Raw genomic sequence first — 26,189 nt, 5'->3', positions numbered from 1 at the left:
TATGCGTCAATATACGGGTATCGACAAACTTATTCATTCCTTTGACCAAGCACTACGCAGTCTTGTTCCGGGCACCACCTCTGCACACCGTGAAAATCCAAGCAATAATGTTGAAACCAAATTAGGGGTCAGTGAAGCACGTCATGTCGCAGGTTTAATGCGGGTCAATCATAGTGGTGAAGTGTGTGCGCAAGCGCTTTATCATGGTCAGGCATTGACTGCAAAACTTCCCAATGTGCGCCGTGAAATGGAACAGGCTGCCATTGAAGAACAAGACCATCTGGCCTGGTGTGAAGACCGCTTAAAAGAGCTGGATAGCCATACTAGCTTGCTAAATCCGGTCTGGTACGGCCTGTCTTTTGGCATGGGTGCCATTGCAGGCATTGCCGGAGATAAATACAGCCTCGGTTTTGTAGCTGAAACTGAACGTCAAGTCAGTTTGCATTTACAGCATCACATCAGCCAACTGCCTGAACAAGATGAACGTTCACGCAAAATTCTGGTGCAAATGAATGAAGATGAATTACATCATCGTGATACCGCTCTCAACGCAGGAGGTGTAGATTTACCCGCACCGGTGCGTATCACCATGACCGCCATCTCAAAGCTGATGACCAAAACCAGCTATTATATTTAAGTTATATTTTGATTGATAAAAGCCTGCTTTAAAAGCAGGCTTTTTTAATGCTTTATTTTTAGTATCTAGAATTATAAATTTAACCTCACTCAGGTTATTTATTTCTCTGATGGTAATAAACGCAAATACTGTATACGATCCGCACTGTCAAAATACAGGCAATAACACTAGCGGCAATATAAAAATCATGATGATAGGGTAAGTTTTTATACCAGAATATATGTAACCAGTGACTGACTTGCAAACCTACACTCACAATGACAGAAGCCCAGATAAAACAGGCCAAAATATTCACCAGCATATATTTCAGTACAGGATAAGCCTTAATTCCAATCGAAATGGGTAAAATTGTCCGTAGCCCCCAAGCAAACCGCATCAGTAAAATAGTCAGGATAGGATAGTCTTCAATAAACTGACTGGCTTGTTTAAACTTTTGTGCCAGTTTTGGTCTTTTTTCAATAAATTCAGAACCAAAATGCCTACCCATCTGGTAATAGAATTGATCTCCTATAAAACCGCCCGCCATTGCTACCAGCACCAATATCCAGAAATGCAGAATATGCTGATGTACGGCGTATGCTCCTAACATCAGCACAGTTTCACCTTCAAATAAAGCACCGATCAAAATAGCAAAATAGCCATAATGTTGAATCAAATCAGTCCAGTTCATCATGTTTCTATATGTGGCATGATAATGCCTGATATTTTCTCTACGCAGCTTGTAATATCCAAGACAGATCTGGTTGCTTTTTGACGTATTTATATATCTAAATGAAAGAAATCTTTGGTGCTAATTTACAGTACCTACAAAACATGTTTAAGAATAAAAAGACAAACATTTGATAGATGAGAAAAATAAAAAGCCTTATAGTCTCTCCCAAAACTATAAGGCTTAAAATAGATGTGTTCTATTCATAACTCACGAAACTTAATACGAAATGCAATAAGTTAGCAGTTATATTTTTATAATTATTATGCAATTTCCATCAATCAAGTATGGAATTTATTTAGTGAATAATTACAAATATTTGGCCATATTTATACTGTTAATTTCCTATTTTATTGTAAGCATTTTCGTACAAAACTATAAAAAATTAATAAAACTGCAACAGATATGGAAATGCATTTTGCCGTAATTGAATGATCAATATAGAGTACTTTTTACATTAAAATAGCGTCTTCACAAACTTGCTGAAGAGCATTATTTAATCATCAATCGGTTGATGCTCTTGCACTGCCTTATGCTGCGAAACTCACGATATGAATTGTGCTATGCCTCAGAACTGTGAAGTGCTAAATTTTACTTACATGGACCAATGCTGTGAACAAATTTTCTTATCGAAATTCTTGTACGATAAAACGTACAATAATTGTCCAAAAATAAATCGCCACCTCGTGGCTTTTGTAGCACAGATTTAAACACTATTTTTTTTAAAATCTAGTTCATACGATAAACAAAAAATAAAAATGTATTCGTATTTTATAAATATAAATAATTATTAAATATTTCAAAATAACAATAATTTAAGGAGATATAATATGTCTACCCAGTTCGATTTTGTATCGGTCATCAAAAAATCCAATATACATTTTGACGGCTGCTCTGTCAGTCATGTCATTGAATTGAAAGATGGCACTCAAAAAACATTAGGCGTTATTCTTCCTACTGAGAAACCATTAATCTTTGAAACCCATGTCGCTGAACGTATTGAGATCATTAATGGGAAATGTCTGGTTCAAGTCGGCAGTAACACTGAAAGCCAATATTATTATGCGGGTGAATCATTCTACGTACCTAAAAATACACAATTTCAGATTATGGCAGATGAAGTTCTTGATTATGTTTGTCACATGGAAGATCGTTAAATTTTCCCAAAGTACATGTTCAAATCTTAATCAAAAATAGCAACTTTGAATAATTCTTGAAGTTTTTCACAGCATTATATGTTTGAGTAAAAATTATCCCGGTTTTATCCACAGGAAATGGGGATAATTTTTGGCCTGAAAGTGGCATAAATATTAAAAAAACACCCAATTTGGTTATTTTTTAACCAATTTATTGGCAAAAAATTACATCAGCATCATTTAATAAAAACGATTATTCAAAGACTAACTCAAATAAAATTGAGCTATGCTTTATAACGATTTTTCTATTCACACAGAGTAGACTTCACTCAACTTGTTATGACTTATAAACTTATCATCCGATTGTTTCATTTTGATGTTATCAAAATATATGGCCATACAGCTTTCACCTATTTTCCGGTTATTATTTTTTACTAAAAGACTAAAGTAACTCACCACTGAATCGGTAACAGTAAATACATCTGTGGAAAAAATAGCTGGAGGTAAAAAATGTCTAATCGATTTTTACTGTCCATTGCTGGCTCGACAATGTTCTGGATCTTCAGTGGCTGTGCACAATCATCCCATTCCCCTATTGCAGATGGCTATGGCTCCCAACCGCGTCTACCTGAACCTAAATCAAGTTTGTTTCCTACGGTTAATATCGCTCCGGCCATAGGCTGGCCTGAAGGCGAGATGCCCACACCTGCAAGCGGTTTAAAAGTTCAGGCATTTGCCAAAGGCCTTAAACATCCGCGTTGGCTATTTGTCTTGCCCAATGGTGATGTACTGGTGGCTGAAACCGATGCGCCACCTAAGCCAGATGACAGCAAAGGCATTAGAGGTAAAATCATGAAACTGGTGATGAACCGTGCAGGTTCATCGCATCCGAGCGCCAACCAGATTAGCTTGCTGCGTGATCGTAATGGCGATGGCATCGCGGATCAGAAAACCGTATTTCTAAAAAATCTCAATTCTCCTTTTGGCATGGCGCTGATTGGCAATATGCTGTATGTGGCAAATACGGATGCTTTAATGCGTTTCCCTTATACGCCAGGTAGTACTCAAATCACAGCCAGCGGAACTAAACTCTTGGATTTACCAGGAGGTCCGTTAAACCATCACTGGACCAAAAACGTGATTGCCAACCCTTCTGGTAACAAACTCTATATCACAGTCGGTTCAAACAGTAATGTGGCTGAAAATGGCTTTGACCAAGAAACAGGTCGTGCACTGATTATGGAATTTGATCTCGCAACCAACAAAGCACGTCCTTTTGCAACTGGCTTACGCAATCCCAATGGAATGGACTGGCAGCCTCAGAGTGGCATGTTATGGACGGTAGTGAATGAGCGCGATGAACTTGGCAATGATCTGGTTCCGGATTACCTGACCTCGGTCAAGGACGGCGCTTTTTATGGCTGGCCCTATAGTTATTATGGCCAGCATGTTGATGTACGGGTCAAACCACAACGACCTGATTGGGTCGCACGTGCGATTAAGCCGGATTATGCACTGGGAAGCCATACAGCCTCATTAGGTTTGGCATTTTATACGGCCCAGTTAATGCCACAGTATCGTAATGGTGCACTGATTGGTCAGCATGGTTCATGGAATCGTCGACCTCATAGCGGCTATAAAGTCATTTTTGTCCCGTTTAAAAATGGCCAACCTTCAGGTCAACCTCAAGATGTCTTGACCGGTTTTTTAAGTGATAAAGGTGAAGCTTTTGGCCGGCCTGTGGGTGTGGCGGTGGATCATTCAGGGGGAATTCTGGTCACTGATGATGTTGGCAATATAATTTGGCGCATAACCCCAGTAGCTAATACGACAGACACAGTCCAGTAAACAAACTCAAGTCGTATCGAAGTTGCAAGCAGCACATAAAAAAAAGCCCGGCTTCCTGCCGGGCTTTTTTCGTATGGGTGTGTTAAGCATGACTCCTGTCTTGCTTCACGTTCCTGGTGCATAAACGTTTTATTATTGTTTTATGTTTCGGAACTTCCTGTTCCTTTATGAGGGCATCATAGGAAATTTCAGTAAGATTGGATAGCCGCAAAGGGCCTGAATTGATGTGAGCATATGCGTACAAATTCGGCTAAAAACTGTCCCCTTTTTATCCGCAGAAATTGGGGATAGTTTGAGCAATGGATGAATTAATAATATGAGAAAAAGTATCAAATTGGTTAAAAAAATACACAAATTTATTGACAAAAACTATCAAAACGGCTCATAAAAAAGCCGACTCATTTCAAAGTCGGCTTTTTTATGCTCTTTAGGTCGGTCAAAAAATTAAATATATGAAAAAAAAATTTTTAATAATACATTTCGTATAACGACCATTATGTTAAATGGGTAGGATTTTCTAACTTTATCTAACTTAAAGTGGCTATTCATACAATTTTTAGCGAGCTTTTATTTTTCCAGCTCGAATAGATAAAGGCCAAGTAATATTTTTCTTTAAATTAGGATCTCCCCATTCACTCAATAATTTTGTTCTAAACTGATTAACGGGATTAAAGTGATGTACTTTTTCAAACTCTTTGACCGCTGACCATGTATTTAAATAACCCATTAATTCATCTAGATTCCAAAAAGCATGCATATTGATAGTAGGAACTATTACCTCTGGGAATGGAAAAGGTAAACTGCTATACCCATCTTCAACATGTTTTCTTTCTGCAGGCCAATAATCACCAATCGTATCGTAATAGAATTCTTGGATTAATGGATCAACAGAGCCTTCAACATGTAAAACGCCATAAGTAATTAAAGCTAGAATTGCATTTGGTTTAGCAATACGCTCTACTTCTTGGTAAAACATATCCAAATTTAACCAGTGTACTGCTTGTGCAACAGTAATTAGATCAACCGATTCATCAGATAAACCGCTATCCTCTGCTAAAGCAGTACGATAAATAACTCGTTCCTGTTTTTGGGCCTTTAATATTTGAGCAGCACTAGCATCCGTTGCTACCACTTCTTTAAATCTTTCAGCTAATAACACCGAAAGTTGTCCGGTACCGCAACCACAATCAAGAGCAAGGTTTTGTGATGGACATAGATCAGCTAGTTTATTCACTAAATCTATAAGATAAGAAGGACGATAGATGGCATAGCCTTCTGCACTTTGAGAAAAATAATCTTTGAAGTCTAGATCTTTCATGTTTTCATCCGTTTTTTAATTCTAGAGTTCCTAAAAATTACAATGTATTTCTTAGTTTTCCTACAATTAACATAATACACGTTATACGAAATTCTTTTATTATTCATTTAAAATCATTTATTTAAATATGATTATAGATTCTAATCTTGCCTGATTAGGATTTTAAAATGATTTTCACGTTTAACGCTCAATATTCAACCAAATTTTAAATAATTGAATCATACAAACTTAAAAAAGACTTACCTAGCATGAAAATTTTATTATTTAAAAACAGATAAAATTAACAGTTTTAAATTAAACTGCTTAGGCTATTTAACAAAGTTAAAAATGGTATTTTGGTTGAATTTAGTCGTTCCAATTCACGACTGGGAACTGATGCTTTTCGTGCTGAAAATCAGTGCTTTGCCAAATATCCAGCATCGGTATTTTAACATCTAAAGCCAATGGCAACTTTTTAGGATTAAACTGCATGTGCTGTAAATCCTGTCCCCATGCAATTAAATCCACATCCAAGGAAATTTGATGTGAAGGACGCACCCGACCAGAATCAGCTTCCATTTTCTTTAGTAAGGTAATGATATCCTCAACCGACATCGCTGCTTTTAACAAACACGCAGCATTCCAATAATCCGCCCCCACAGCATCACGACACGGAATCACATAAATTTGAGAAAATTGAACCTCTCCCAAACCAGAGATTTGTTTCATTGCAGTTTGAAAATGCTGTTGGGGATGACAATTACTCGCCAGAGCTAAGGCGAATATCGTTTCGGTGGCGTTCAAGACGAATTCCTACAGAATTTGCTTGCGCGATAATGGCAGGCTTACGGATAGTAATCATAATCGATTCTACTGCAGGAAAGGTAGTAAAAAGCGCATTTAGCACAAGTTTTGCTGCATGTTCAATCAATTCTGGCTTGGCATCCTGAATGACTTTGGCAGAAATCTCGCAAATTTCAGCATAATTCAGGGTATGTTCCAGTTTATCCGAATTGGAAGCCTGTTCCAGACTGGTCTGGATGGTCATATCCAGCATTAAAGGTTGCATGATTTGACGTTCCCAATTGAAACATCCCACCACTGTTTCGACCTTTAAACCTTCAATGATAATTGCGTCCATATCCCCACCTAACTGACTTTGATTTTTTAATCCCTTCTTGCGAAACAATGTTTCTCATCCTTTAAAAAGGAAAAGTCCCTCTTTTATAAAGAGGGATTTAGAGGGATTTTCAAACTAATAACTTAGTTTTTTAACAACACATTTGGATCAAGAGTTTGCACCATTTGCAGTCTTTGGTCTGCATAAATATCGGTATATGGCGCGAGGATGCGCATAAAGCGATCGAAATACAGCATTTGCTTAAACAGCAAGGCAAAGTCACGCGGGAAGCGAATACCATGACGCTCTCCTACTCCCACCATATCCATCATGATGTCGTTTAAATCTGCCGGATTGGAAGTGAGCAACTCTTGAGGATCGGCCAAAAGTACCCCACTGAACAGACGTTCCAAGTCAGCCGCCAAAACTTGAGTATCAATTTTCTTGTCCGTCATGCCCATTTTCAGCATGTTTTCAGCCATCAAGGTGTAATCGGTTTTTTGCAGCGCATCCATAAAGGCAATACAGGCTGTCCATACTTCAGGCTTCAACTGACCGACGATACCAAAATCAATAAAACCAACACGACCATCTTCAAGCAACATCAGGTTTCCGGCGTGTAAATCGGCATGGAAACTGTTACACATCATCAAGCTACCAAACCAGGTATTCATGGCGGTAATGAGCACCTGAGATGGGTCTTTAGCTACATTTTTTACCACATCAAAATCGGTCAATGGCACGCCATATAAGCGCTGCATGGTCAGTACACGGCGGGTTGAATATTGATGATAAACTTTTGGTGCTGTGGCTCTCGAGTTTTGCGTCACATTCAGATAATTGACAAAATCATCCAGGTTGTGCGCCTCTTCAATAAAATCGACTTCGCGCACCATACGAGTTTTAATTTCCTCGACAATATCGGCCAATGAAGCAAATTTCACTTTCGGTACGGCTTTTTCCAAAACCTTGGTGGCCCAGTGCAAGACATTCAGGTCGGTGTACAAAATAGTTTCTACACCCGGTTTTTGCACTTTAATCACCACATCTTCACCGCTCACCAGTTTGGCTGCATGAACCTGTGCAATAGAGGCCGAGGCTAAAGGCTTTTCATCAATGGAAGCAAAGATTTCATCCAGATTTCTGCCTGCAAACTCAGAGGCCAATACGCCTTGTACATAACTAAAAGGCAAAGATGGAGTTTGATCCAAACAGCCCTGAAATTCTTCCACATATTCACGTGGGAATAATGACGGTGTGCTGGCAATAAACTGTCCGAGCTTGATATAAGTTGAACCTAAGGATTCAAAAGTTTCACGCATCAACTTGGCGTTACTTGGTTTTTCTGTGGCATATTTAAAGCCGGCTTTTGCTGCAATTACAGCCGTTTCCCCAACACGGGCAACTGAACGCAGGCCATCTAACCAGATATTGTTTTTCATAATGTCAGCTTAGAATTAAATTATAGCGAGTGTAGCAAAAAAATATGGGCTTGCAGGTCTATCTTGCCTGACAGATTGGACAATCTGTATCTTTTTCGAAAGCAAGTAGACGTTGTTTCATGCTTAGACCATCCCAAAGCATCAGTTTTTGTTTCAGTGGTGTTTTGCCCAGTCCCAAATACAGTAAAGCATGATGGGCTTGCAAGCTGGCCATGACATTCGGTGTAGTGGCCAATACGCCTGAATCTGCACAGCGCAGGTTTTCATTGGCATGCTGTTCTTTGGGAAATAGACATTCATAACAGGCAGACTCGCCTTCCACCATAAACAGTTGTCCCTGAAAACCAATGGCTGAAGCACTGATTAAAGGTACATTGAATTGCTTGCAGGTTTGGTTGACGAGGTAACGTGTGGTGAAATTATCACAGCCATCTAAAACTAGATCTTGAGCTGAAATTAATGCTTCTGCATTGCTCTCATCCAGTTTTACTGTTTGAGATTCAACACGGATATGCGGATTGATCTGCTGTAATCGCTTGGCCAGTATTTCAGCTTTATAGAAACCAATATTTTCTTCTACATAGGCTATTTGCCGTTGCAGATTACTCATCTCAATCGTATCGGCATCGATTAAAGTAATTTGCCCCACACCTGCACGCGCTAGCAGTTCCGCTGTGGTACAACCAATTCCACCACAACCGACAATCAGGACATTGGCAAGTTTCAGTTTTTCCTGGGCTTCAATGTCCCAGCCATCCAGCAGAATTTGCCGGCTGTAAAGATGCATTTCTTCATCGCTTAACTCTAGGTCCATGTCGAGTGGGTTGGTCACGTGTTTATCTATCCTATCGAAACTTGAAATAAGCCATAAAACAGGAAAGATTATAGTGTAGAAGACTTCATTACTTCATCATTAAAATAAGTAAAATCATCCATCCAAAGCTTAAAACTCTAGAGAGTGTTGTATGTCCTTGTCTCAAGGTAAACCAAGAAAATATATAAGGAAGAAAAAAGATTCCTAATCCAAGTAAAATTGAAACCTCACGATCACCCTCCTGGTATTTGCTGCTTAATGGAGGTGGCATATCACTATTAAATAATGTGGGAGGCTGTTCTCTTGGTTTTTGCTGCTTATTGCTTTTAAATGGTTGATGAGAACTATAAGAAAGTCCTGTACCCGGTATACCAACTGTAGTTCTTGTGCCTTTCTTTCCCACACTTACTCGTGCACCTTTTCCACCTACAGAAACACTACTTATCCCTTTCTTTCCTACATTTAAACGAACACCCGGAGCAATTTTAAAACTCTTACGAAAATTGAATCCCATAAAATACTCTTATCTACAAGTTTTCTTAGAACCACTCATTGATCCATCATGACAAATAAATTTTGTACCCTGACAGTGACTAATACCACCTTTTTTACCTGAACAAGGTTGACGTCCTTTTCCTGCTTCTACAGATGTACTGATACATAAAGCTAAAAGACTTAAATACAATATTTTATTCATTTTTCATCCCCTAAAATAATTAACATACTAATTTTAAAAATAAAATTCATCTCTCCATTACTTTTATATTATTTCAAGCAGTGCTGTAAATAATTCAAGTAAAAAAAAGCACCCTTTCGGGTGCAAGAGCATGAAACTTTAAAAAACTAAAAAGGGTTTAACTGACTTTTTGGATTCCCTGCATTTTGGCAACTTCCTGTTGCTTGAGTAAATTGCGTTGAATTTTACCGCTTGAGGTTTTAGGTAAGCCTTCCACAAATTCTATTTCTTTAGGATAAGCATGTTTAGACAAACGTGAGCGCACATATTCCTGAAGTTTGTGGCTTAACTCATCCGAAGCAGAAAATTTCGGTTTAAGCACCACAAAAGCTTTCACCACCTCGGTACGTTCCGGGTCTGGCTTGCCAATGACTGCGGATTCCAAAACCTCTGCACATTCCAGTAAAGTGCTTTCCACATCGAAAGGCCCCACACGATAGCCTGACGTTGTAATGACATCATCAGCACGACCAATAAAATCCACCCCGCCCATTTCATTTAATTTAACCGTATCACCGGTTAAATAATAATGCCCAACGAATGATTTACGGTTATTGCCGCCATAACCTTTAAACCAGGTTAAAGGCGACTGAGAAAAATCGATGGCCAGGGTGCCGATTCCGCCTCTTTCCACTTCTTCATTGTTTTGATTCAATACCGCAAAACGATGACCCGGGTTGGCAAAACCTGCGGAACCGACTTTCTTTTCATGTTCCAGAGCATGATGATTGGCAATCACCATCCCCAGTTCAGTCTGTCCATATTGATCATAAATATTCACATTCAGGTCATGATTAAACCAGTGAATCACTTCCGGGGTTAATGGCTCGCCTGCACTACTGACGGCACGTAAATGCTCTTTAATCGATGGATCAAATTTTTCCTTGAATCCAAAGAACATCCGAAAAGCAGTGGGTGAACCGGTTAAATTACTGACTTTATATTTTTTGATGATCTGTACGGCATTATCTACACTAAATGCACGTTCATCCATAATAATGCTATGCCCCAGACTTAAAGGTCCGGTAATACCGTAGTACAAACCATAAGCCCAACCCGGATCGGCCAGATTCCAGAAAGAGTCCTCCTCACGCAAATCCACGGCATAGGTCATATAACCCTTAAATGCCAACACCGCCTTTAAAGGCACCGGAACTGATTTTGCCAAACCTGTGGTTCCTGAGGTAAACATCATCAGGAAATCATCTTCAAATGTTTGCATGACCGGTACAAAAGTTGCAGATTGCTTGTGGAGTTCGGTCCAAAAATCTGCATCTGCATGACTTAGGCTATTTGCTTGATGCACCGTTAAAATATGTGGTACAGCCAGACTGTTGAGTTTTGGACGTTGCTCTTCATTGGTGACTATCAGTTGGGTTTTGGCAGTATTGATCCGGTGTTCAATCGCTTTAGATTCAAATGCGGTAAATAAAGGCTGATAAATTGCGCCCATCCGCCAGCTGGCTAAAATCGTAATGAGCAATTCAGGGGTGCGTGGCAATAATCCGGCAATGCAATCACCTGCTTTTAAGCCAATTGAGCTAAAATAATTTGCCAATTTTCCTGAGGCTTCTGCCAGCTGTTCAAATGTCCATTCGGAAGATTCACCATTTTTACCTTCCCAGATTAAGGCTGTTTTATTTAAACCGAGATAACGCTCGCAGCATTCAACATAGGCATTGACAGACTCTGCTGTACCTACCAGTTGCTGTGCAAGAAAATCATCAAAATTAAACTCTTGATATGCTTGTTGTAATGTCTTCATGGCGACAACCTCTCATCCGTTATTTTAAACAAAGCTCCTGCTTTGCTGATCCATTTTGCTTATTGTTCTGACTCTAAAAATGCAAAATTGATTCAGCATTTTTAAATTTTTTACTTCACTATTTACTTAGATAAACATGATTTCTGACCTCCTGCAATTTCCTTATCCATCAGAAAATGTGCAGGATTTGAACACCGACTAAAGTCTAAAAATTAGCCGTTTTAGCTTTTAGTAACCTCACGTGCAATGACCAGACGCTGGATATCCGAGGCCCCTTCGTAGATTTGACTGACCCGTACATCACGGTAAATACGCTCTACCGGGAAATCGGAAACATAGCCATAGCCACCGTGCATTTGAATGGCATCAGAACAGACGCGTTCCGCCATGGTGGATGCAAACAGCTTGGCCATAGAGGCCTCTTTCAAACATGGTAAGCCTGCATCTTTTAAGCTTGCGGCATGGAAAATCAGTTGTCGTGCAGCTTCAATTTGTGTGGCCATATCAGCCAGACGGAATGCAACTGCCTGATGCTGAACAATCTCTACCCCAAAAGCTTTACGCTCATTGGCATATTCCACAGCAGCATCCAGTGCAGCACGCGCCATCCCGACCGATTGTGCTGCAATCCCAATTCGACCTGACTCTAGATTAGATAAGGCAATCTTGTAACCTTCACCTTCTTTACCCAATAAATTTTCGGCAGGAATTCGACAATTTTCAAAAATGATGGTTGCCGTATCTGAGCAATGTTGTCCCATCTTCTCTTCCAGACGCGAAATAATATAACCTTCAGTATCTGTAGGCACCAGGAAACAGGAAATACCTTTTTTCCCTGCGGCTTTGTCTGTCACAGCAAAGACAATGGCCACTTGTGCATGCTTACCGGTGGTAATGAACTGTTTGGTGCCATTCAGCACCCATTCATCTCCATCACGCTCTGCCTTGCATTCCAGTGAACCGGCATCTGACCCGGCCTGCGGTTCAGTTAAACAAAAGCATCCAAGCCATTCACCTGTCGCAAGTTTAGTAAGATATTTCTGTTTCTGTGCTTCTGTACCGTAACGCTGGGTAATGCCACAAGGAAGCGAATTTTGTACGCTGACGATGGTCGAAATTGCGCCATCACCTGCAGCAATTTCCTCCAAGGCAACTACAAGTGAAATATAGTCCAGGCCCGCACCGCCCCATTGTTCAGACACAGTCATGCCTAAAGCGCCCAACTCACCGAGTTCTTTCAGTTCTTGTGCAGGAAATTGAGCAGTTTTATCACGTTCTGCGGCAGTAGGTTTTAACCTGTTTTGCGAATAATCCCGCAACATGTCCTGAACCATCTTTTGTTCGTCATTTAAAATCATTGAATGTCCTTTTTCTTTCAATTTATAAATTTTGCTTTGAATATTAGATAACTTGTATAAATCAAAAAATATTCAATATTAGATTTTTAAAAATCAGCACTGCCTCATTTGATTAATTCAGTTTTTTTGCCTTTGCGTAGGCAATATTTCTACTTTTGAAAGGTCAAAAGTAGACAAAAACCTTTTGTTTCCCATACACGACATCCTGAGCCAGTTTTAAGCACTGCTTTAAAATGCAGCGCAAGGGATGGGAAACGTGTGGCATCCATGCCACACTCATGACTCCAATACTTGCTCAAATCTATTTTTAATTTTGGCTTCAAGAACAACATTTAGTAATTAAAAATGATTTATGGCGACATGGATGTCGCCTGCGCAACTGAGATACAAGGATGTATCTTCAGTTGCGCAAGGGATTTTTGTTTCTTTTGATCCTTCAAAAGAAAATGAATGCTTACGCAAAGTCATTTCAACTCGACCAGCAATTTGCTGCTGTATGGGATTCTATTTTTTAGAGAAATCCAACTTACTTAGGCTGCATACGAATCGCGCCATCCAAACGAATCACTTCACCATTCAAATAAGTATTTTCAAAAATATGACCGACCAAATGCGCAAACTCTTCCGGCTTGGCCAAACGCGATGGAAACGGCACCATCTGCCCCAAAGCATCCTGCACATTTTGCGGCATGGCTTTCAGCATCGGCGTTTCCATAATCCCTGGAGCAATAGTCATCACACGAATCGCTTCACGTGCCAGCTCACGTGCCAAAGGTAAAGTCATGGCAACTACCGCACCTTTAGAAGCGGCATAAGCAGCTTGACCGAGCTGTCCTTCAAATGCAGCCACTGAAGCGGTATTGACGATGACACCACGTTCTTCTTCACCTGCCTGCAATTGATATTTCGCCATCAAACTTGCCGCAAAGCGAATCATGTTAAATGTACCGCTGACATTAATATTCAATACTTTTTGGAACATGCCCAAGTCATGAATGCCATCACGACCCAGCACTTTGGCTGAAGGTGCAATACCGGCACAGTTCACCAGACCATTCAACTGACCATATTGCTGTTCAATATTTTCAAAGAACACTTGGACTGCATGCTCGTCGGTAACATCCAGTTTTACAAAGACTGAATGCGCACCTAAACGCTGCTGCATTTCCTGACCAAGCTCCTGATTCATATCCACCATAATCACCTGAGCACCTTGACCCACCAGATAAGTGGCTGTGGCTGCACCCAAACCAGATGCACCGCCTGTCACGACAAATACTTTTCCTTGAATTTTCATCTTCTATTCCTGTTAATTATTTGAATAAACACTCGACTTAAGATGCAGAGTAAATGCAGTTCAGCTAGAGTACAATTTCCAAATATTGCATCCTCTATGATGGATTTGGACAATCCAGGTTATGGAAGAAAAAATACGGAATACGGATATCTGTACATGAATGAACAAGACTTAAATTACAGTAAAGGTACGATCTCAATCAGTCTGGTTCATGAAGCACTTTTATCCGCCCAACATCAGGGTTTGAACACTCAAAACATCCTGCTCAAATCCGGTATTCCTGTTGAGCTGCTGAACTCCAGTAAGGCCCGCGTATCTGTTTCGCAATATGCCCAGCTTTGGACTGAGCTGGCTGATGTCATGAATGACGAATTTTTTGGTATGGACAGCCATCCTATGCGGCGTGGCAGTTTTAAACTGTTATCCAGATCAGTCATGCATGCCGAAACGCTGGAAAAAGCCCTGCAGCAAATTTTGCAGTTTTTAAATCTGCTGCTAGATGATTTTATCAGTCAATTATTTGTACAGGAAAACTATGCCTACATTGTGATTTATGAACAAAAACAAACCAAAAGAATGTTCAGCTATGCCACTTATTTAATGCTAATTCATGCTTTGATGTGCTGGCTCAGCGGACAAAGAGTTTTACTCAATCAGATTCAACTGAAATGTGATGCGCCACTAGATGACCAAGACTATAAAGTCCGATTTTGTGAAAATATTCAATACAATAGCAATGAAAACTATATTCAGTTCGATGCCAACTATTTAAATATTCAGATCAAACGGGACAAACAGTCATGGCATCAGTTTATTAAACAGACACCGCAAAACTTACTGGTGCGTTTTAAAAATCCACACGCCATTAGCTCACAAATACGCAAATATTTAATGAATGTTCCACCTGCCCAATGGCTAGAATTGAATGAAATTGCCCAGCGTTTAAATATGTCTGATGCCACCATGCAAAGGCGATTAAAAAGTGAAGGGGTTAGTTATCAGCAACTTAAAAATGATATTCGGCGTGATACCGCCATCGAATTTCTGACTAAAACAGATAAAAGCCTGCAACAGATTAGTGATGAATTAAGCTTTCAAGATCCGAGCGCTTTTCACCGCGCTTTCAAAAAATGGACCGGAGTCAGTCCAGGGGCTTACCGCCAAAATAATGAAGATGAAGCATCCTCGCATAAGTGACCAGCGAGTCTTGAATATTTCTTTTGAATTTTCATTCACTTAAAAATTGGCTCTGCTATTCATCGAAAGAAGTTTGCATAATGTTCCAAATTAGGTTACTTTTCACTCAATTTAAAAGCATACTTTTATGCTTATTTCCTGTACTCCTCCCCGTGTAATCACCTTAGATTAAAGGTTCTGACATGCTTAAGATGATTGATGTACTAGAGCAAAATTTAGTGCAAAATTTTACTCATTCTCTCAACACTCACCCTGCTCAATTCGATGAACTGTTGAATCAAGGTATTTTAAATACGCCTGATTCAGTACTTCAACAAGCAGTAATCAGCTTTTTTAATCGTGCGGATGCCATTGAATCAGCTCAAGCATTAGATATCAGTGCTGAAAGTATTCAAGCTTTGCAAAGCGGCGTTGCTTTAAAAGATGATTCCTATCTTACAGATACCGCAAAAATTGTGGCGCTAGGCTTAGCCCTTGAAACAAATGTACTGACTCAATTGGAAATATCGGACTGTTTACAAGATTTTCCGGTATAAATCTTAAAATAAGTAAAAAAAAGCGACTCCATTGAGTCGCTTTTTTTTACTTATTTACTCGATTCCTAGATATAAAAACGGTGTATTGACCAGCAAGCCTGCATCAATTGCTCATTTATAACTGTAACGCAGGAATTCTCTGAATCAGACTAATCAAATTAATCAAACTTTGTGGACGACGATCCTCATTTAAAAAAATGTTTTCGTCATACTGTCTTAAGCATAATTTTCAGCAATTACTAAACGCCAGCATTTCAAATGCCGTTCTAAAAACGGATACCCTCAAATTAAATCTTAAATTAAAATACATACAATGTCATTACAATGAAATTTCACTGCACTTCTACCTATTGAAACAAATGCTATTTTAATTTTATTTATGCCCATGTATTTTTTTGATATAAAGCAGAAAAATCAAGAAAATAAAAAATAATACAATAAAATTCAAATACTTAAAATTTAAAAATTCAATATATACAATATTAAGATAATTTTATAAAAATTCCTGTTTTTTCTTTCCCTCTTAATCACTGGCAGTATTCCACTCATATCAAGTTTTACAATTTTATGGGGTTTATATGCACACTTTCAGCGTTAAAAGCAAAATATTATTTACCGCACTTACTCTCGGTTTGGGAATTCAGTCCAGTTTCGCAGCGATCCCCGACACCCTTAAACTGGATTATGCTTACTATTCACCTACCAGTTTAGTGGTGAAGGAACAAAAACTTTTAGAAAAAGCCTTGCCTAAAACTGAAATTAAATGGGTCTTTAGCCAAGGTAGTAACCGTTCACTTGAATATTTAAATAGTGGTAGTGTCGATTTTTCTTCTACTGCAGGTCTGGCTGCTGCACTTAGCCGTGCCAATGGTAGCCCGATTAAAACTGTGTATATCCAAAGCCAGCCCGAATGGACCGCTTTAGTGGTTGCCAAAAACTCTCCGATTAAAAGCATAAAAGATTTAAAAGGGAAAAAAATTGCAGCCACCAAAGGGACCGACCCTTTTCTTTTCACATTACAGGCATTGGAAACTGCGGGCTTGAATAAAAAGGATGTGCAACTGGTACACCTGCAACATCCGGATGGTAAAACGGCACTTGAACGTGGACAAGTTGATGCTTGGGCCGGTCTGGATCCGCTGATGGCTTCGGCACAAGTACAATCTGGCGCCAAACTGCTCTATAGAAATGTCGGTTTCAATAGTTACAGTGTATTGAGCACAAAAGAGCAATTCGCGAATCAAAGTCCTGAAGCCATTGAAGCAGTCATCAAAGCCTATGAACAGGCACGTAAATGGGCCAAAGCCAATCCGGATAAGCTGGCAGAATTGCTGGCGCGAGAATCCAAGCTCCCTATTGCTGTCGCCAAGCTTCAACTGAGCCGAACCAATTTTGAACAAAATACCCCAACTGCAAAGCATATTAATGCCTTGAAAAAATCGGGAACAATTTTGACTGAGGAAAATTTGGTTCGCCCAGGAACAAACGTTAATCAAGTTATTGATCAACTCTTTGATGCTAAATATGCACAAAAGGTTGTGAAGTAATAATGAGTTCGACTGTAACCACCAAGCCGGCACAGATTAAACCTGACGTTGACAGTGCTCCACCACCTCACTTGCTTAGATTAATAAGCAAGCTTAAGGGACTGCTCATTCCGGTTTTAGCACTGGTTTTGTGTGAAATCGTAGTGAGAAATGGCTGGATTGAACCCTACTTACTTCCCGCACCCAGCAGCTTATGGCAGTCTCTAGTCGAATTATCTGAAGGTGATTTATGGCTGCATATCTGGACCAGTACCTGGCGGGTATTTTTAGGTTTTTTGATCGGTAGCGGCCTTGCTCTGGTTTTTGCTATCTTGGTGGGCTTAAACAGACATGCTGAAGAATTTTTAGAACCTTCGTTTTCAGCGATAAAATCTATTCCTAGTCTGGCCTGGATTCCGCTCTTGCTTTTATGGTTAGGTATTGATGAGGCATCGAAAATTACCCTGATTGCGATCGGGGCATTTTTCCCCACCTATACCAACACAGTTTCCGCCATTCAGGGCGTAGATCGTAAACTGATTGAAGTCGCTCAAGTCTACCGCTTGAAATATTTTCAGCAGATCAAGGACATTGTACTTCCTGCAGCTTCACCTGGCATTTTAACCGGTTTACGCAACAGCCTGAGCTTGTCCTGGATGTTTATGATTGCAGCTGAACTGATTGCGGCCACCCAAGGGATTGGTTATCTACTCAGTGATGGCCGCGAAACTTCGCGACCAGATATCGTCATTATTGCGATTATTTTATTGGCTATTTTAGGCAAAATTAGCGATAGCTTAATGAAAATTGTTGAAAACTGGCTGTTACGCTGGCGTGATGTAGTGAAAAAATAAAGCGCATCATGCGCTTTATTTTATTGAATCGATTAATGCGGCCACTGCCCCAAAGTTACACGGTCATTACCACCATAATCTTTTACCGTTCTTACTTCTTTATATCCGGCCTGGATAAAAATATGTCGCACGGCTTCAGCCTGATCATAGCCATGTTCCAGCACCACCCAGCCATTGACAGTTAAATGCTTTTTAGCCTGCTGGATAATTTGCTCAAGGTCGGCAAGCCCATGATTGTCTGCAACCAAAGCCCGTTCTGGTTCAGTTGCAAGATCTTGCATGTGAACATCATCAGCATCAATATAGGGCGGATTCGATACGATCACATCAAAAAAAGCACGACCAAATGGTTTAAACCATGAACCTAATACAAATTGCACATGCTCAAGATCATGCTTTTTCGCATTAAACGCTGCAACGTCTAAAGTCGGTTCATAAATATCACTAGCAGTCACTGACCAATCTGGGCGTTCACTGGCCAGAGACAAAGCAATCGCCCCCGTTCCAGTACCTAAATCGACAACACGGGCATCTTCAGGCAAGTCTAAACGTAAAACAGTTTCAACCAAAACCTCTGTATCCGGGCGTGGCACCAAGGTGTCTTGCGTCACTTTCAGATCTAAAGTCCAGAATGGCTGTGAACCTGTGACATAGGCCAAAGGTTCACCCGCTGCAATACGTGCCAGCCCACTCCGATATGCCTGCTCTTGCTCTGCTGTTAATTCCAGCGCTTTTTTCATTGGCAAATCAAAAGCATCAATTTTGGTGATATGCTCCAGTAACCAGGCATTTTCCTGGCGTTCATAACTCTCTGCTTCACCGCGTAAGGCCAAGGCCTGTGCAATATTCATTAGCCACCATTCTGCTGTGCAAGAAGGGCCAACTGATCTGCCTGATATTCACGGTGTAAACTGTCGAGCAATTCGGTTAAATCACCTTCCATCACCGCATCTAACTTATATAAGGTCAAGTTAATACGGTGATCAGTCATGCGGCCTTGCGGATAGTTATAAGTACGGATACGTTCGGAACGGTCACCTGAACCGACCAGGTCACGGCGCATTTCCGAAGTCGCTGCATCTGCTGCGGCACGTTTGGCATTTTCCAGACGTGAAACCAGTAAAGCCATGGCTTTGGCTTTGTTTTTATGCTGTGAACGTTCATCCTGACACTCCACCACGGTACCGGTTGGAATGTGGGTAATACGCACTGCGGAATCGGTTTTGTTAATGTGCTGACCACCCGCACCCGAAGCACGGTAAGTATCAATCCGTAAATCTGCCGGGTTAATGTCTACTGAAGTATCCACATCCACTTCAGGAAGAATCGCCACTGTACAGGCAGAGGTATGCACGCGACCTTGTGATTCAGTCGCAGGAACACGTTGCACACGGTGCGCGCCACTTTCAAACTTCAGGCGACCGTAAACCCCTTCACCATTAATCAGGCAGATGACTTCTTTATAGCCACCATGCTCGCCTTCATTTTCAGACAGGATTTCAAGGCGCCAGCCCTGTGATTCGGCATATTTGCTATACATGCGGAACAAATCACCCGAGAAGATTGCCGCTTCATCACCACCTGTTCCGGCACGAATTTCCAGATAGGCCGAATTGGCATCATTTGGGTCTTTTGGAATCATCAGGATATTGAGGTCTGCTTCGAGTTGTTCCAGCAGCGCTTTATTTTCTTTAATTTCCTCAACCGCCATTTCCTTAAAATCAGGATCGCTCAACATGGCTTCAGCCGTTTCTATATCTTCTTCGGCTTGACGGAATTTAGTCCAGACTTCGGTAATTTCGGAGAGGTCACTATGTTCACGTGACAATTGACGGAAGCGTTTGTTATCTGAAATCACTTCAACATCGGCAAGTAATGCGTTTAATTCTTCGTGACGGTCAGAAAGTTGATCTAATCGTAAACGTAACGATTCTTTCATTTTGCAAAATATCTCAAGATAAAGGCCATCACCATGCCTTGGATGACATAGATCAGCTTAAAAAAATTGTGCCTAGTGTAACGATTCTAAGGCTTAAATGACATAGATATTGTGGAGACAAAACCGCTTATAAAAAGGAAGGTTTAGAAAATGTGATCTAAATCACTGCCAGATTCATTCACATTTAAGACCTGAATGTTTAATCTAGAGCGTGTTTCTACACATTATTAATATAACTTTACAAAGCAGACACTAAACACCACAACTCTCCTTGTTCATCTCCACATTGTTGGAAAAAATTCTTGTTACATTTGCCGCATCGAAATAACTTGCTTATAACGTTCACTTTTTGAACATGGAGTTAACTATGAAACTGAATGCATTATTATTAAGCGCAGCATTCGCAGCTACATCTGTATTTACTGTTTCTGCTCATGCAGACAACTCAACTCGTATCGCCGCAACTTCTGCATTAGGTAGCGTTGCAGGTACTGCGATTGGTAAAAAAATGGGCGGTAACACAGGTGCGATGATTGGTTCTGCAGTTGGTGGTGCGGGTGGTGCTGCTGTTTCAACTAACAAACGTGACCGTACAGCAGCTGCCATTGGCGGTGGTCTAGGTGGTGTTGGTGGTTATACTGTAGGTAAAAGCATGGGCGGAACTACAGGTGGTTACGTCGGTTCTGCTTTAGGTGCTGCGGGTGGTTCGGTTCTAGGAAAAAAAGTATCACAAGACCGTCATGCCGACCAACGTTCTTACAAAAAACACTCTAAAAAATACCGTCGCAGCCATCGTTAATCAATGACCTGCAGACAGGATCAGAAAAAAGCACCTTCGGGTGCTTTTTTTATATCTAGCAGGCTTATTACTTGTTAATTATGGATAAATTTGGCAGAAAAAAACACAAACTCTTAACACGCCATCCATCTTCATTGTCCAGCTTTGGACTATCTTAGACTCAAGACATAACGAAATCTTCCAAATGGAGTTTGCCATGAAATTTAATTCAATTTTATTTGCCGCAGTAGTTGCAACTTCAGCAGTCACAGCAACCACCACATATGCGGGTAACAGCACCAACGTTGCATTAACCTCCGCTCTGGGTAGCGTTGTGGGGACTGCAGTAGGTAAACAGATGGGTGGCAATACCGGTGCCATGATTGGTTCAGCGATCGGTGGTGCAGGTGGTGCTGCTGTTTCAGCCAATAAACGTGACCGTACTGGCGCAGCCATTGGTGGTGGTTTAGGTGGTGTCGGTGGTTATACTGTAGGTAAAAGCATGGGCGGTTCAACCGGTGGTTATATCGGTTCTGCTTTAGGTGCTGCAGGTGGTTCGGTTCTGGGTAAAAAAGTCAGTGAAGACCGCCGCTATGATGATCGTTATGACCGTCGTTATAATAGCTATAACCACAAACGTTATAATCGTCGTTAATTCTAGTTTCCTTTTTAAAGCACCTTCGGGTGCTTTTTTTACGTTATTAGATCATCTTCGATTAAAAAGCACAGCATCTTCCGAATATAAAAGTGATAAGTTCATTCTTGATTTAGTCCATTTTCAATGCTGTGATTCCCATCAAGCACTTTATATTTACATCAACCCGCATGAATTATCTTTGAGAGAATAACCCCCTCTTATAGGGCATTAAAGTCAGCTTCATGTTTGTCAATTGAATACATCACTTGCCTACAACCACAGCGCAACACCCTGTGTGCCAAATCATGCTGATAGCACTTTTCAGTCCATAATGATGGAATAGTGTCATTTATGAATAAATTATGAAGAAAATACCGGATAAAAATACAAATCATGAACAACTCATCCATTTTGCTTTCCACATTTTTTATTACATTTAGCTCAAGAAATAACAAAAGCTTCCAAAAGGAGTTTGCCATGAAATTCAATTCAATCCTTCTTGCTGCTGTCGTGGCATCGTCTGCTTTAACCATGACGACAGCCAATGCAGGTAATACAACAAATACAGCCTTAACTTCTGCCTTGGGTGGCGTGGTCGGTGCTGCCGTGGGTAAACAAATGGGTGGTACGACAGGCGCCATGATTGGCTCTGCAATCGGTGGTGGTGCAGGTGCAGGTGTTGCCTCTAATCGCCGTGACCGTACTGGTGCTGTGATCGGTGGTGCCTTAGGTGGTGCTGGTGGCTATACCGTCGGTAAAAATATGGGTGGCACGAACGGTGGTTATATTGGCGCAGGCTTAGGTTCAGCCGGTGGTGCTGTACTAGGTAAAAAAGTCAGTGAAGACCGCCGTTACGACGATCGTTATGATGAACGATATGATCATGATGAGCGTCGCTATCATGATCGCTATGACCGTCGTAACAATAGTTACCGCTACAACGACCGCCATGACAATGGACGCCATTTAGGCTGGTACAAACGCCGTTAATTTAAGAACACTTAAAAGCACCTTCGGGTGCTTTTTTATATGTCCATGACCTAAATCATACTCTCACTTTTAATATATCGAAAAAAAACGATATACAAATTCAAGCAAGCAACGTATGCTTTCTCTAGCCTTTCATCTTAGAGAAAACAAATGCGTTCTTTAAAAGACACTCAATTTTCCATTCTCGAACTTGCGCCGGTCCGTGATGATAAAAGCATAGAATTTTCACTGCATCATGCATTGGCACTGGCCCAAAAAGCGGAACAATTAGGGTATCGCCGACTGTGGCTGGCCGAACATCACAATATGGATGGTATTGCCAGTTCTGCAACAGCGGTGTTATTGGGATATATTTTAGCCAATACGCACAGCTTAAAAGTCGGTTCAGGCGGCATTATGCTACCTAATCACGCGCCTTTAGTGGTGGCAGAACAATTTGGCACTTTAGCTACGCTTTATCCGAATCGTGTTGAACTGGGACTTGGCCGGGCACCCGGCACTGATCAGGTCACCATGCGTGCCTTACGCCGTGGCCGCAAGGAAACCGAAGACCAATTCCCGCAAGATGTGCTGGAAATCCTGCAATATTTCAAAGCCCCTGTTCCTCATCAACGGATTGTCGCGACTCCTGGACAAAACACCCATGTTCCAGTCTGGTTATTGGGTTCCAGCCTGTTTAGTGCACAGCTGGCTGCAAAACTAGGCCTTCCCTATTCATTCGCTTCACATTTTGCGCCACGTATGCTGGATCAAGCGATCAAACTGTATAGAGAAAACTTTGAACCATCTGAATATTTGGATCGACCTTATGTTTCCATGGGTGTTCCGACGGTGGTGGCACAAAGCGATGAAGAAGCACAATATCTGGCGACCAGTGCCTATCAGCGGGTGCTTGGCTTGATGCGTGGACAAAGCTTAAAACTGAAAGCGCCAGTTGCCAGCATGGAAGGACTTTGGTCACCTGCAGAAAAAATGTCGGTCGACAATTTCTATGCCCTGGCACAAATAGGTTCGCCAGAGACCGTCAAAGCCGGTTTGGAAAGGCTATTAGAAAAATATAATGTCGATGAGTTTATTTTTACCTGTGATATTTACGACACAGACAAACGACTTGAAAACTTTGAATTATTAATGCAGATCAAAAATTCTTAAGTCTGTACCAATACGCACTATAGCACCGTTTTCGGTGCTATTTTTTTATGCGCAGATGGAAAAACACCAATCATTAAAACATCAATTTTATTCAATATATAAGCACAACAATTGCTAAATCTTCAGGCTTCGGCATAATATCTGTATAAAAAATATACGACTATTAAAATGGAATAAAAGAATGAATCAATATATCAATAAACCGACCTCTGCATTTATTGCAGCCAGTTGGATTGCCCTCATCACTGGCATAGCCGCCTATCTGATTGGCTTATGGAATGCCGACATGCTGCTGAATGAAAAGGGTTATTATCTGATCCTGATTTTATATGGGCTATTTGCTGCCGTTTCTTTGCAAAAAATTGTCCGCGATAAACTCGAAGGCATGCATGTCACTGCGATTTATTTTGGACTGTGCTGGGCCTCGATTGTCATCTGCATTACATTACTTGCACTGGGTTTATGGAATGCATCACTGGATTTAAGTGAAAAAGGTTTTTATATCATGGCTTTTTTACTGAGTTTATTTGGTGCTGTGGCCGTGCAGAAAAATATCCGCGATTTAGACTATCTGAGAGTGCATACGCCATCATCCGGCATGCCTCATTTTTTAAATGCGGACTTTAAAAATTTTGAACAGGATGATGAACAGAATTAAATCCACTTCTAGCCTATTGAGCTCACTCTTCCATTTCAGCATTGTCTAACACCAGCCTGCTTTTAAAGATAAGACTTGTCCTCTAATGATAAGTCTTTATTTTTTAATATCAAATAGTTAAATAAATTATCTCTATAAATCAGTAGACTAAAGCATTGGCAAAATCAGTCATATCAGTTTAAGCAGTTCCGCACATTACATCCGTATGATTTCTCCTACACTGGTATGAAAACAATGCTGCTACAGGTGTAGTCATGGCTTCAATTGACCTAGAAAAAATGCTGGATAAAGTCAAAAATACCCAATGGACTTTATCTGATATTGACTGGAATGCACCAGGAAAAGAGCTAATCACGTCCGAGCAATGGCCAAAACTGAAAGACTTTATGGCCGACTTAATGTGGATTGAACATATTGGCGCGCGTGCATTTGCTGCGATGTCAAAAAAAGCACCAAACCCGACTTTAAGTGAAATGTATGCCATTTTTCATGCTGAAGAACAGCGACATGCCAATGCGGAAATGGCACTGATGAAACGTTGGGGCATGTTAGAAGGCGACATTCCCAAGCCCAATAAAAATCTGCGGCTGATTATTAAATGGCTAGATACCTATGCCGATGATATGCCCTTCTATATTTTGGGTGCGGTCATTCCCATGCTAGAAGTTGCGCTGGATGGTGCCTTATGCACCTTTTTACTCGATAGCGTCGATGATCCGGTCTGTCATCAGGCTTTTAAATTGATTAATGGTGATGAAGCCCGACATCTGGGCGTCGGTTTTAGTGTCATGGAAGCGCAAGGCTACAATAAAACCTTCATTCAACTTTCCCAAATGGCAGCAAGAGCGCTTGATCCGCGCATGATTTTGGGAATTCTAGCCTATTTGCCGTTGATCAATAAAATGCGTGACAACGTCATTAAACTTGGACTGGCTGAAGAAAAACTCTATTCAGCAATGAATAAATTTTCCAAAATTGGTGGCAGAACAGTCGCTGGCCGTCGTAATCCCTGGTTTCAGATTATCCAGTTTCATGCCTATAAAGTGATTGATCGCAAGCAAAAATGGTTCCATATTCCTGTAGATGCCATGGTGGCGATGACTGACCAGATTCCAGAAAAATCTTTACCAAAAGTTCCATCTTGGATATACCAGTTAACTGCAGAACCAACTGCAACAAAGTAAAAAAACAAGGATATGCAAATGGTTAACAAGAAAAAGAATCCATTGGATGGTTTCTTTCAAAATTCGCCTGATTTTTTCCAAAAATTCCAAGGAAAAATTATCGCATCAGAAGATATTAAAAATTATGATTTTACAGATTTAAATGTGGCTGTAGTTGGTGGCAATCAAATGACTGTAATGCATTTGGAGCAGATCTGCACTAAAGCCCAATTTGTCAAAGTCTTTCAAATGACACCGCTTTTTATATTGCCACAAACTGAAAAAGGCATACATAAACTGCTTTCACATCCTTTAATCGTGAAAAATCGCCGTTTGTTTAACAACAGGGTGAAATCTTTATTGGCCATTCGTTATCTGGAGTCGCAAGTTCAAGATACCTGGTTAAAGCGTCAGCTCATGCCGAATTCAGCAACTGAAAATAAGGTTTTTTATAAATCTGATAGTTATTACGCTGCATTACAACGTGCCAATTGCAAACTGATTACCTGGCCTATAGTCAAAATCACTGAAAATGCAGTGCAAAGCATGGAAGGTGTTGAACATATTGTAGATGTGGTTATTACCACTTATTAATGTCTT

The 26,189-nt window shown here is 40.6% G+C and carries 26 protein-coding genes and 1 pseudogene; 14 read left to right on the top strand and 13 right to left on the bottom strand.

Going from position 1 to position 26,189, the window contains the following annotated elements:
* Position 1 precedes the first annotated feature (1 nt).
* A complete protein-coding gene (gene coq7 / locus FB6_RS13810; RefSeq protein WP_174560534.1) occupies positions 2 to 637 on the top strand; it encodes a 2-polyprenyl-3-methyl-6-methoxy-1,4-benzoquinone monooxygenase in 636 nt (211 codons plus the stop codon).
* Positions 638 to 731: 94 nt separating this feature from the next.
* Here the strand turns inward: coq7 and FB6_RS13805 are convergent, their stop codons facing one another.
* Positions 732 to 1,307 carry a DedA family protein gene (locus tag FB6_RS13805; RefSeq protein ID WP_254592250.1) on the bottom strand — a complete coding sequence of 192 codons (576 nt, stop codon included), beginning with the start codon at positions 1,305 to 1,307 and terminating at the stop codon, positions 732 to 734.
* An 869-nt stretch (positions 1,308 to 2,176) separates the two neighbouring features.
* Here FB6_RS13805 and FB6_RS13800 point away from each other — a divergent pair.
* Positions 2,177 to 2,503, top strand: a complete 327-nt coding sequence (locus FB6_RS13800) for a pyrimidine/purine nucleoside phosphorylase (protein WP_174560532.1) — start codon at positions 2,177 to 2,179, stop codon at positions 2,501 to 2,503.
* A gap of 489 nt (positions 2,504 to 2,992) precedes the next feature.
* Positions 2,993 to 4,330 (top strand): PQQ-dependent sugar dehydrogenase, encoded by a 1,338-nt coding sequence (locus FB6_RS13795; RefSeq protein WP_174560531.1) that lies wholly within the window; start codon positions 2,993 to 2,995, stop codon positions 4,328 to 4,330.
* Positions 4,331 to 4,886: 556 nt separating this feature from the next.
* Here FB6_RS13795 and FB6_RS13790 read toward each other — a convergent pair.
* From FB6_RS13790 to FB6_RS13745, 10 genes and pseudogenes are all read right to left on the bottom strand, one after another.
* Positions 4,887 to 5,648, bottom strand: a complete 762-nt coding sequence (locus FB6_RS13790) for a class I SAM-dependent methyltransferase (RefSeq protein ID WP_174560530.1) — start codon at positions 5,646 to 5,648, stop codon at positions 4,887 to 4,889.
* Between the two features lie 345 nt (positions 5,649 to 5,993).
* Positions 5,994 to 6,431, bottom strand: a complete 438-nt coding sequence (locus FB6_RS13785; RefSeq protein WP_174560529.1) for a 2-amino-4-hydroxy-6-hydroxymethyldihydropteridine diphosphokinase — start codon at positions 6,429 to 6,431, stop codon at positions 5,994 to 5,996.
* Entirely contained in the window at positions 6,388 to 6,768 is a 381-nt protein-coding gene (folB, locus tag FB6_RS13780; RefSeq protein WP_092818280.1) for a dihydroneopterin aldolase, read from the bottom strand. Before folB ends, FB6_RS13785 begins: the two co-directional genes overlap by 44 nt.
* A gap of 122 nt (positions 6,769 to 6,890) precedes the next feature.
* A complete protein-coding gene (locus FB6_RS13775; protein WP_174560528.1) occupies positions 6,891 to 8,189 on the bottom strand; it encodes an ABC1 kinase family protein in 1,299 nt (432 codons plus the stop codon).
* Between the two features lie 58 nt (positions 8,190 to 8,247).
* On the bottom strand, positions 8,248 to 9,003 hold the full coding sequence (locus FB6_RS13770) for a HesA/MoeB/ThiF family protein (RefSeq protein ID WP_438819975.1): 756 nt from the start codon (positions 9,001 to 9,003) through the stop codon (positions 8,248 to 8,250).
* Between the two features lie 292 nt (positions 9,004 to 9,295).
* Positions 9,296 to 9,517, bottom strand: a pseudogene (locus tag FB6_RS16740) (DUF4236 domain-containing protein); the annotation flags it as partial.
* A 9-nt stretch (positions 9,518 to 9,526) separates the two neighbouring features.
* Positions 9,527 to 9,700 carry a hypothetical protein gene (locus tag FB6_RS13760; RefSeq protein ID WP_174560525.1) on the bottom strand — a complete coding sequence of 58 codons (174 nt, stop codon included), beginning with the start codon at positions 9,698 to 9,700 and terminating at the stop codon, positions 9,527 to 9,529.
* A 157-nt stretch (positions 9,701 to 9,857) separates the two neighbouring features.
* Positions 9,858 to 11,504 (bottom strand): AMP-binding protein, encoded by a 1,647-nt coding sequence (locus FB6_RS13755; protein ID WP_174560524.1) that lies wholly within the window; start codon positions 11,502 to 11,504, stop codon positions 9,858 to 9,860.
* Positions 11,505 to 11,725: 221 nt separating this feature from the next.
* On the bottom strand, positions 11,726 to 12,862 hold the full coding sequence (locus FB6_RS13750; RefSeq protein ID WP_174560523.1) for an acyl-CoA dehydrogenase family protein: 1,137 nt from the start codon (positions 12,860 to 12,862) through the stop codon (positions 11,726 to 11,728).
* Between the two features lie 526 nt (positions 12,863 to 13,388).
* Positions 13,389 to 14,159, bottom strand: coding sequence for a 3-hydroxyacyl-CoA dehydrogenase (locus FB6_RS13745; protein ID WP_174560522.1), 771 nt, complete (start codon positions 14,157 to 14,159; stop codon positions 13,389 to 13,391).
* A 156-nt stretch (positions 14,160 to 14,315) separates the two neighbouring features.
* Here FB6_RS13745 and FB6_RS13740 point away from each other — a divergent pair, with 156 nt between their 5' ends.
* The 4 genes from FB6_RS13740 to FB6_RS13725 all read left to right on the top strand — a co-directional run bounded on the left by FB6_RS13740 (position 14,316) and on the right by FB6_RS13725 (position 18,272).
* Complete coding sequence (locus FB6_RS13740; RefSeq protein WP_174560521.1) at positions 14,316 to 15,356, top strand: AraC family transcriptional regulator; 1,041 nt, start codon at positions 14,316 to 14,318, stop codon at positions 15,354 to 15,356.
* Positions 15,357 to 15,538: 182 nt separating this feature from the next.
* Complete coding sequence (locus tag FB6_RS13735) at positions 15,539 to 15,892, top strand: hypothetical protein (protein WP_174560520.1); 354 nt, start codon at positions 15,539 to 15,541, stop codon at positions 15,890 to 15,892.
* 578 nt (positions 15,893 to 16,470) lie between these two features.
* Complete coding sequence (locus FB6_RS13730) at positions 16,471 to 17,439, top strand: aliphatic sulfonate ABC transporter substrate-binding protein (protein WP_174560519.1); 969 nt, start codon at positions 16,471 to 16,473, stop codon at positions 17,437 to 17,439.
* 2 nt (positions 17,440 to 17,441) lie between these two features.
* On the top strand, positions 17,442 to 18,272 hold the full coding sequence (locus tag FB6_RS13725) for an ABC transporter permease (RefSeq protein WP_174560518.1): 831 nt from the start codon (positions 17,442 to 17,444) through the stop codon (positions 18,270 to 18,272).
* 32 nt (positions 18,273 to 18,304) lie between these two features.
* Here the strand turns inward: FB6_RS13725 and prmC are convergent, their stop codons facing one another.
* Positions 18,305 to 19,123: a peptide chain release factor N(5)-glutamine methyltransferase gene (gene prmC, locus FB6_RS13720; protein ID WP_174560517.1), complete on the bottom strand. Its 819-nt coding sequence runs from the start codon at positions 19,121 to 19,123 to the stop codon at positions 18,305 to 18,307.
* Positions 19,123 to 20,211: a peptide chain release factor 1 gene (gene prfA / locus FB6_RS13715; RefSeq protein ID WP_174560516.1), complete on the bottom strand. Its 1,089-nt coding sequence runs from the start codon at positions 20,209 to 20,211 to the stop codon at positions 19,123 to 19,125. The genes prmC and prfA overlap by 1 nt, the downstream gene beginning before the upstream one ends.
* A gap of 367 nt (positions 20,212 to 20,578) precedes the next feature.
* On the opposite strand from prfA, the gene FB6_RS13710 reads away from it, so the two are divergent.
* The 7 genes from FB6_RS13710 (at position 20,579) to FB6_RS13680 (ending at position 26,183) form a co-directional block, all read left to right on the top strand.
* Complete coding sequence (locus FB6_RS13710) at positions 20,579 to 21,010, top strand: hypothetical protein (protein WP_174560515.1); 432 nt, start codon at positions 20,579 to 20,581, stop codon at positions 21,008 to 21,010.
* A 196-nt stretch (positions 21,011 to 21,206) separates the two neighbouring features.
* Positions 21,207 to 21,644 (top strand): hypothetical protein, encoded by a 438-nt coding sequence (locus tag FB6_RS13705; protein WP_174560514.1) that lies wholly within the window; start codon positions 21,207 to 21,209, stop codon positions 21,642 to 21,644.
* A gap of 459 nt (positions 21,645 to 22,103) precedes the next feature.
* Positions 22,104 to 22,616, top strand: a complete 513-nt coding sequence (locus FB6_RS13700) for a hypothetical protein (protein ID WP_174560513.1) — start codon at positions 22,104 to 22,106, stop codon at positions 22,614 to 22,616.
* A 150-nt stretch (positions 22,617 to 22,766) separates the two neighbouring features.
* Entirely contained in the window at positions 22,767 to 23,768 is a 1,002-nt protein-coding gene (locus FB6_RS13695; RefSeq protein ID WP_174560512.1) for an LLM class flavin-dependent oxidoreductase, read from the top strand.
* Positions 23,769 to 23,949: 181 nt separating this feature from the next.
* On the top strand, positions 23,950 to 24,426 hold the full coding sequence (gene yiaA / locus FB6_RS13690; protein ID WP_174560511.1) for an inner membrane protein YiaA: 477 nt from the start codon (positions 23,950 to 23,952) through the stop codon (positions 24,424 to 24,426).
* 254 nt (positions 24,427 to 24,680) lie between these two features.
* Complete coding sequence (locus tag FB6_RS13685) at positions 24,681 to 25,610, top strand: ferritin-like domain-containing protein (protein WP_174560510.1); 930 nt, start codon at positions 24,681 to 24,683, stop codon at positions 25,608 to 25,610.
* 18 nt (positions 25,611 to 25,628) lie between these two features.
* Entirely contained in the window at positions 25,629 to 26,183 is a 555-nt protein-coding gene (locus tag FB6_RS13680; RefSeq protein WP_174560509.1) for a flavoprotein, read from the top strand.
* Positions 26,184 to 26,189: the final 6 nt, after the last annotated feature.

The organism is Acinetobacter bouvetii, from assembly GCF_902753875.1.
In the GTDB taxonomy this organism is placed as follows: Bacteria; Pseudomonadota; Gammaproteobacteria; order Pseudomonadales; family Moraxellaceae; genus Acinetobacter; species Acinetobacter bouvetii_A.
This window is presented reverse-complemented; position numbering and strand designations above follow the sequence as displayed.

What these genes read in the sequence shown, in the direction of transcription:
- FB6_RS13760 (WP_174560525.1), bottom strand. Translation starts at nt 9,700, where the DNA reads ATGAATAAAATATTGTATTTAAGTCTTTTAGCTTTATGTATCAGTACA.
- FB6_RS13805 (WP_254592250.1), bottom strand. Translation starts at nt 1,307, where the DNA reads ATGAACTGGACTGATTTGATTCAACATTATGGCTATTTTGCTATTTTG.
- FB6_RS13705 (WP_174560514.1), top strand. Translation starts at nt 21,207, where the DNA reads ATGAAATTTAATTCAATTTTATTTGCCGCAGTAGTTGCAACTTCAGCA.
- FB6_RS13750 (WP_174560523.1), bottom strand. Translation starts at nt 12,862, where the DNA reads ATGATTTTAAATGACGAACAAAAGATGGTTCAGGACATGTTGCGGGAT.
- coq7 (WP_174560534.1), top strand. Translation starts at nt 2, where the DNA reads ATGCGTCAATATACGGGTATCGACAAACTTATTCATTCCTTTGACCAA.
- FB6_RS13770 (WP_438819975.1), bottom strand. Translation starts at nt 9,003, where the DNA reads ATGGACCTAGAGTTAAGCGATGAAGAAATGCATCTTTACAGCCGGCAA.
- FB6_RS13730 (WP_174560519.1), top strand. Translation starts at nt 16,471, where the DNA reads ATGCACACTTTCAGCGTTAAAAGCAAAATATTATTTACCGCACTTACT.
- FB6_RS13745 (WP_174560522.1), bottom strand. Translation starts at nt 14,159, where the DNA reads ATGAAAATTCAAGGAAAAGTATTTGTCGTGACAGGCGGTGCATCTGGT.
- FB6_RS13755 (WP_174560524.1), bottom strand. Translation starts at nt 11,504, where the DNA reads ATGAAGACATTACAACAAGCATATCAAGAGTTTAATTTTGATGATTTT.
- FB6_RS13800 (WP_174560532.1), top strand. Translation starts at nt 2,177, where the DNA reads ATGTCTACCCAGTTCGATTTTGTATCGGTCATCAAAAAATCCAATATA.
- folB (WP_092818280.1), bottom strand. Translation starts at nt 6,768, where the DNA reads ATGGACGCAATTATCATTGAAGGTTTAAAGGTCGAAACAGTGGTGGGA.
- FB6_RS13725 (WP_174560518.1), top strand. Translation starts at nt 17,442, where the DNA reads ATGAGTTCGACTGTAACCACCAAGCCGGCACAGATTAAACCTGACGTT.
- FB6_RS13735 (WP_174560520.1), top strand. Translation starts at nt 15,539, where the DNA reads ATGCTTAAGATGATTGATGTACTAGAGCAAAATTTAGTGCAAAATTTT.
- prmC (WP_174560517.1), bottom strand. Translation starts at nt 19,123, where the DNA reads ATGAATATTGCACAGGCCTTGGCCTTACGCGGTGAAGCAGAGAGTTAT.
- FB6_RS13695 (WP_174560512.1), top strand. Translation starts at nt 22,767, where the DNA reads ATGCGTTCTTTAAAAGACACTCAATTTTCCATTCTCGAACTTGCGCCG.
- prfA (WP_174560516.1), bottom strand. Translation starts at nt 20,211, where the DNA reads ATGAAAGAATCGTTACGTTTACGATTAGATCAACTTTCTGACCGTCAC.
- FB6_RS13700 (WP_174560513.1), top strand. Translation starts at nt 22,104, where the DNA reads ATGAAATTCAATTCAATCCTTCTTGCTGCTGTCGTGGCATCGTCTGCT.
- FB6_RS13795 (WP_174560531.1), top strand. Translation starts at nt 2,993, where the DNA reads ATGTCTAATCGATTTTTACTGTCCATTGCTGGCTCGACAATGTTCTGG.
- FB6_RS13680 (WP_174560509.1), top strand. Translation starts at nt 25,629, where the DNA reads ATGGTTAACAAGAAAAAGAATCCATTGGATGGTTTCTTTCAAAATTCG.
- FB6_RS13710 (WP_174560515.1), top strand. Translation starts at nt 20,579, where the DNA reads ATGAAACTGAATGCATTATTATTAAGCGCAGCATTCGCAGCTACATCT.
- yiaA (WP_174560511.1), top strand. Translation starts at nt 23,950, where the DNA reads ATGAATCAATATATCAATAAACCGACCTCTGCATTTATTGCAGCCAGT.
- FB6_RS13790 (WP_174560530.1), bottom strand. Translation starts at nt 5,648, where the DNA reads ATGAAAGATCTAGACTTCAAAGATTATTTTTCTCAAAGTGCAGAAGGC.
- FB6_RS13775 (WP_174560528.1), bottom strand. Translation starts at nt 8,189, where the DNA reads ATGAAAAACAATATCTGGTTAGATGGCCTGCGTTCAGTTGCCCGTGTT.
- FB6_RS13740 (WP_174560521.1), top strand. Translation starts at nt 14,316, where the DNA reads ATGAATGAACAAGACTTAAATTACAGTAAAGGTACGATCTCAATCAGT.
- FB6_RS13685 (WP_174560510.1), top strand. Translation starts at nt 24,681, where the DNA reads ATGGCTTCAATTGACCTAGAAAAAATGCTGGATAAAGTCAAAAATACC.